6 protein-coding genes are annotated in these 6096 nt (G+C 64.6%); 3 read left to right on the top strand and 3 right to left on the bottom strand.

Annotated features, from left to right (window positions below):
- Positions 1–126 precede the first annotated feature (126 nt).
- Entirely contained in the window at positions 127–261 is a 135-nt protein-coding gene (locus ACFRKB_RS38225; RefSeq protein ID WP_383111197.1) for a hypothetical protein, read from the bottom strand.
- A 192-nt stretch (positions 262–453) separates the two neighbouring features.
- Here ACFRKB_RS38225 and ACFRKB_RS38220 point away from each other — a divergent pair, with 192 nt between their 5' ends.
- Positions 454–1602 (top strand): hypothetical protein, encoded by a 1149-nt coding sequence (locus tag ACFRKB_RS38220; protein WP_383111196.1) that lies wholly within the window; start codon positions 454–456, stop codon positions 1600–1602.
- A gap of 467 nt (positions 1603–2069) precedes the next feature.
- On the opposite strand, the gene ACFRKB_RS38215 is transcribed toward ACFRKB_RS38220, so the two are convergent.
- Both ACFRKB_RS38215 and ACFRKB_RS38210 read right to left on the bottom strand, forming a co-directional pair.
- The gene (locus ACFRKB_RS38215; protein ID WP_383111195.1) at positions 2070–3041 is read right to left on the bottom strand and encodes an alpha/beta hydrolase; all 972 of its coding nucleotides are present in this window, start codon (positions 3039–3041) and stop codon (positions 2070–2072) included.
- A 97-nt stretch (positions 3042–3138) separates the two neighbouring features.
- Positions 3139–3456, bottom strand: coding sequence for a putative quinol monooxygenase (locus ACFRKB_RS38210; protein WP_383111194.1), 318 nt, complete (start codon positions 3454–3456; stop codon positions 3139–3141).
- A gap of 144 nt (positions 3457–3600) precedes the next feature.
- Between ACFRKB_RS38210 and ACFRKB_RS38205 the strand changes: the two genes are divergently transcribed.
- Together ACFRKB_RS38205 and ACFRKB_RS38200 are read left to right on the top strand one after the other, a co-directional pair.
- Entirely contained in the window at positions 3601–4506 is a 906-nt protein-coding gene (locus tag ACFRKB_RS38205) for an AraC family transcriptional regulator (RefSeq protein WP_383111193.1), read from the top strand.
- Between the two features lie 158 nt (positions 4507–4664).
- The gene (locus tag ACFRKB_RS38200) at positions 4665–5414 is read left to right on the top strand and encodes an SDR family oxidoreductase (RefSeq protein ID WP_383111192.1); all 750 of its coding nucleotides are present in this window, start codon (positions 4665–4667) and stop codon (positions 5412–5414) included.
- The last annotated feature ends 682 nt before the right edge of the window (positions 5415–6096 follow it).

Here is a 6096-nt window from a genome sequence, read left to right as displayed (position 1 = left end):
TCTTTGGGCTGCGGCGCTTTCTCTCTTGTGTTTCTGTTGGTGGGGTTTTATTTTGGGGGGGGGGGGTTGGGGGGGTCGGACTCGGGGGGGGGGGGCCCCCCCGCGGGGGGCACCACCGAGTGGGAATCAGGCTGGATTGCGCTCGCCGAGCTCGGTCGACACGCGCTTCTCCAATTGCCGGGCTTGTACCGTGAGGCGCTTGTTGCGCTCCAGCGCGTTTGCCAGGTTGGTCTGGAGCGAGACTTTGCTGACCGCCGCCACTCCGCCTTCGTCGACCGGGAGTGCTGGCGGCAGCGTGGACGCGTTCGAGCAGATTGCGGTGGCGAGAGGAAGCGGTCGACGCGAGCAGGCCTGGCGAGTCCGGAGACCGTGATGTCGCCTCCAGTCTTCACGGCCGCATCGAGTTCTGCCGGGAAGTCCACCATGTGGAGTTCGCCAGTGTAGAATTCCTCCATGTTTATTCGCCGGCAGGTGAATCAGAATCCAGTTGTCGCGAAACACATGAACAGCTTCTTCAGGAGGGTTAAGGCGAAGGAGCGAGGCGATGCCCGTTTGATGGCGGAGGCGTATGCGCGATACTTCTTTCATGAGCGACGTCGCGAGCTGATCGACGACAAGAAATTCTCTCACTCTACATTTTATGTCGGCTTGGGAGTGCACGAAGGCGGATTTGAACGCATCACCAAGCGAAGCCTGCTGGTGACTGACACTCTACTGCTTTCAAATCACCGGCCAACGACGGAATGGGGGCTTACTCGACTCCGCCCCAATATGGACCCCGTCGAACGCTTCCTGGGTCCTCCCAGGGCGCGTAGTTCCTTTGATCCCCGGACTGGAATTCTCATTTCTGACTGGGGGGAACATCTAGCTCTGATGTGTGACAACATCTCCGCCCTGGGGCGGTGGATCGCCGATTCCGAGCCCCTACTCAGGTCCGGACTCGTTTGGTATCTACCAAAGTACTCGATCAGATCTGAGCGTGGAGTTATTCACAACCTCAACCCAGAGATGAGCCGTAACGACAGGAGTACTACTCCCGTTCGGACGTCGCTGGATTTCCTGACGCGGAATGGAAAAGCCATCGAGGAGGTCGAAGGGTACGCTGGCGGGTCAGTGAAGAGCCGCGTGGTGCGCCCCATTCTACAGATAGACCTGCCATTCATCGATGGCGTGCCGATGGCCACCGCCAGCCGAATCACGATCGATGAGTTCGGCTCTTACCGTGCTGTCAGAAGACATTTCCAGCAAACTCTCGCAGATCTCGACGAGGCCGTTCAAAGTGACCACATGGAGCACGAACTGCGCAAGATTGGGAATCAGCTGGAAGATGAGATTGGGCGTATCCAGTCGGAGATGAATTCAGCACGCAGGAAACGTGCAATCTCCGTCACTGGTGCAGCGATCGGTACTGTTGGAGCTGTGCTTGTCGCGGTATATGGGCCAGCGATGGCGGCAGCGCTTCCTCTTTTCGGTGCGGCCGGGGCCGGTGGCGTTTGGGAAATTATCCGGAATACCGCAGAGAATAGTCCGAGGAAACTGCGCGACGACCGCTGGTACTACATGTGGCTAATGGCAAAGAATAGTAACTCGTACAGCATCTGATCATTTACTGATGCCGCCGCCATCCCATTACGGACGCGTTTCCGCGTTCGCGGGGACCTCGTCGAGCAGGACAAGCCGGCTCAGCTCCAGCGACTCCGAGTAGGGCTGGTTCTGCGCACCACAAGCAAGAGTCGTTGCACGTCAGGTCGTATCGGGTCTGTGGGTCAATCCATTGACCGTCTGGGGGGATGCGCCCTCGAGTCTGAGGAGCACCAGGCGTGCCCAGACGGAGTAGAGGCGGCACACGATTTGAACTTCGGCTTCCGCCTTTCAGGGTGAGGTTCCAGCGCGTGCACCGAAAAGCGAGCAGGTGCGCAGTTTCCTGGAGGGGGGCGGGCGGGAACCCGCGCGCCGGTCATCCGATTTCAGGAGCTCTGACGCGCGGGTTCTGCAGGTTGATGGCGATTCTTGGCAATGGGTCTGACCGCTTAGCCGTGAAAGCTATGGCCGATCACCGTCGGCTGGAGTCACGGCGCTATGCGGCGCGGTTCGAGGAGCCGGGCGAGCCAGTCCGTGCGGGTTTGGCGGGCTGTGATCGAGATGTGTGCCTGCGGGTACAGGGCGTCGAAGCCGTGGAAGCCGCCCGCCCAGACGTGGAGTTCGACCTGGCCACCCACCGCCCAGATGCGAGTGGCGTAGTCGGTGTCCTCGTCACGGAAGACCTCGGCGGAGCCTGTGTCGATGTACGTGGTCGGCAGACCCGAGAGATCCTCGGCCAGCGCCGGCGAAATGTACTCGGACACCTCGGCGTCGGTGAGGTCGCCAAGGACCGAGTGCCACGCGAACGCGTTCATCTCACCGGTCCAGACGCCGGGCACGCCGGAGTACTGGCGGCTGGAGGTGCTGGTGTTGCGGTGGTCGAGCATGGGGCAGATCAGCATCTGCGCGGCGATCGCCGGGCTGCGGAGGTCGCGGGCCAGCAGGGTGACGCCGGCGGCGAGGCCGCCTCCTGCGCTGGCGCCCGCGACGACGATCAGGGCGGGGTCGAGGCCCAGTTCGGCGGCGTGATCAGCGACCCAGAGCAGTCCCTGGTAGCAGTCTTCGACCGGGGTGGCGCCGGTGGCCTCGGGTGCGAGCCTGTAGTCCACGGAGACCACGACCGCGCCGAACTGGTCGAGCCACTCCAGCGGGATGTCGATCTGGGAGAAGCGGTCGCCCATGACCATTCCGCCGCCGTGGATCCAGTAGATGCAGGGTGCGGCGGTGGTGCGATCGGTGTTCGCGGGGCTGAAGACCGTCAGGGGGATGGGGGCACCGTCCTTGGCGGGCATGGTGACTTCGAGCCGGTCGACGTGTCGGTGGGCGAGGAGGGACTCAATAGGCGTTGACGGGAGTCGGCGCAGTTGCGCGAGTACTTCTGGACTGAGCTGGGACATGAGGGGCATGTCGGCGAGCAGCTCACGCAGTTCGGGGTCAAGGGCAGGTCGTGCCGTGGTCATGGTGCTGCCTTTCGTGGGGTGGCGGACGGTCGGGCGAGAAGAGGACCGCTCGGCAGGGACCGAGGCGGCAGGAAGGACCAGGGGATTGGTCGGCGGGTCAGAAGGTGGCCTTTCCGTGGACCGGCACGTAGTCGGTGTACTCGGACTCCTTGGCCAGCAGTCCGTCGATCCGCGCCACGATGGCTTGGGCGGCCTCACCAGCGAAGATCCGGTGGTGGTCTTCCTCGCTGGTCCAGCCCTCGGTGACGTGGACGACGTCGGGGTCGGAGGCGGAACGGGAGACGAGGTAGACGATGCAGTGTTCGCTCGCGCCGGGGCTGCCCTCGTTCAGGCCGGTCAGCAGCAGGTCGACAAGCCGGTCGCCCATCTGGGGCCTGGCGGTCAGGGTGGCGTTGAAGCCGTAGTTGGCGATCACGGTTTCCTTCTTCTGTGGTGATGGAGTGAGGTGATTCCATTCAACCCATGTGACCTGCGGAAATGTTAGAGCGATGCTCGCTCGCACTTGTACGATCCTCTCGGTCGCGGGAGCCGTGGTGCCGAATGGTGCTGCAATGGAGGCATGTACCTCGAAGAGCTCCGCACCCTGCTGGCCCGGCATGCCCGGCCCGACTGGACCACCGCCATCGACGGTGTCCTCATCTCGAAGGTCGACCGGTCAGATCCGCCGTCGCCCTCGATGTCGGGCACGGTGCTGGCGGTCATCGCCCAGGGCGCGAAACGACTCGCTCTGGGCGACCGGGTGTACGAGTACGGCCCAGGGCAGTACCTGGTCGCATCCGTCGACCTGCCCGTCACCGGACAGTTCACCCAGGCAGCCCCCGAGTTGCCGGCGCTGGGGTTCGGTCTCGTGCTGGAACCGTCCGCCGTCGCCGAGTTGCTGCTGCAGGCCGGGCCCGGAGACACTCCTCGCTCCGGCGGAGGCACACCGTCGGGGATCGCCGTCAGCGACGCTTCAGCCCCCTTGCTCGACGCGGTGGTCCGGCTGCTGCGCCTGCTGGACGAGCCCCGCGACCGGGCTGTACTGGCCCCGCTGGTCAAGCGCGAGATCCTGTGGCGCCTGATCACCGGCGAGCAGGGTGCGACGGTTCGCCAGCTCGGCCTGGCCGACAGCAGCCTCAGCCACGTCTCCCGGGCCGTGCGCTGGATCCGCGAGCACTACGCCCAGCCCTTCCGGGTCGAGGACGTGGCACGGCTGTCCGGCATGAGCGTCTCCGCCTTTTACCGCAACTTCCAGGCGGTGACCGCGATGAGCCCCATCCAGTTTCAGAAGCAGATCAGGCTGCAGGAGGCCCGGCTGCTGCTCGCCACCCACCCCGGCGACGTCACCGGAGTCGGTCACCGCGTCGGCTATGACAACCCGTCACAGTTCAGCCGGGAATACCGCCGCCAGTTCGGCGCGCCGCCCAGCCGGGACGCCGCCCGCCTGCGCGATGCCATGCGTACCCCCGCCGGTGTCCTGCCCTGAGCGGGGATGCAACCGCAGAGGAGGATTATGCAAGGGTGGGCGAGGATAGTTCTACTATTTCCGCAGGTCATAGCGATTCAATGGGATTACCAGTTCTTCTGCGGAGTAGGAAAGTGACTGCGCTCCGCGGATCCCATCACATCGCCGAGGGGCACAGCATGAAGACAGTTCTGATCACGGGTACGTCGTCCGGATACGGCCGGGCGACCGCCCTCCACTTCCATGCGCAGGGGTGGAACGTCATCGCCACGATGCGCACTCCCGGTGCGAGCGTCCTGCCCGAGTCGGACCGGCTCCGTGTCGTCGAACTCGACGTGACCAAGCCCGCGAGCATCACGGCGGCGCTCGACGCGGCGGGACCCGTCGACGTCCTGGTCAACAATGCGGGCGTCCCCTCGATCAGTGTGTTCGAGGGCACCCCCATGGCCCAGGTGCGGGAGGTGTTCGAGACCAACACCTTCGGTGTGATGGCGACCTCGCAGGCGGTGCTGCCCCAGTTCCGCGAGCGCGGCTCCGGCGTGGTGGTCAACGTGACATCCAGCGTGGTGCTGGGCCACATGCCGCTCTCAGCTGTCTACAAGGCAAGCAAGATGGCCATCGAGGGGTTCACCTCGTCCCTCGCGCTCGAACTCGCGCCGTTCGGCGTGCAGGCGAAGACGGTCGAGCCAGGCGCCTGCCTCACGACGAACTTCGCCACCAAGGCGACGAATGGCGCCTCACTGGACGAGCTGGTCCCGGCGCCCTATGCAGCGTGGGCGAAGAAGGCCATCGACTCCTTCACAGGCCAGGACCTGTTCACCAAGGAGACCGATGTCGCCGAGGCGGTGTGGCGAGCCGTGCACGACGCGACCGGCCAGCTGCGATTCCCGGCCGGCCCCGACGCGGTCTGGCTCGCCCAGGCGAAGTGACCGACCAGCAGGCAAGGTGACGTGTATCGACGTCTCGGTGTGCTCCTTCTGGAGTCGAGGTTCACTTCTCAGGTGATCAGGCCTGTCATGTCGGTCCGGGTCTGGGGTTGGGGTGTGATCCGTGCTCGGGTGTCTTGGCGCTGCAGGCCGTCGGAACGGGCCGTGAGCGCGGTCCCGCGGCCCGTACCGCTCGGGGGCATCACGCCAGGGGCATTGCTCCGGGTCCGCTGCCGTATGCCTATGCCGTCAGTCAGCTGCTCTCGCGTCCGCATCGCCGTACGGCCCGGCTTGATGCCCTGCGGCTCAAGTCCTTGCGGCAGTAACGGCCCAAGTCCTTGCGGCGGCAACGGCTCCGTCCGGCGCAGCGGGCGCTGGTCGGATCGCCACGTCCCACCGAACCCGGTGTCCGGTCTCAAATGATCTGGTTCCGAGTCGGGTCGCTGACCTGCGGGGACCAGTTCGGTTGAGGTGTGGGGAAGACAGGATTCTCATGTGATGTGGTCGCGGGCGGGCGCATGCCGGAGGCTGTCTCAGTTGATGTGGTCCGAGTTCACTGTGCCGTCGGCCGCAACCGGATCGCTGACGTGGCTAGGGCGTGTCTGATAATGATCACGTTGCGGCGGCTTTCTCTGTGGAATCGGCTGACTGTCTGTGGGAGGGTCCTGCATGTGATCAGTCAGGA

The organism is Streptomyces scopuliridis, assembly GCF_042790125.1.
Taxonomy (GTDB): domain Bacteria; phylum Actinomycetota; class Actinomycetes; order Streptomycetales; family Streptomycetaceae; genus Streptomyces; species Streptomyces scopuliridis_A.
This window is presented reverse-complemented; position numbering and strand designations above follow the sequence as displayed.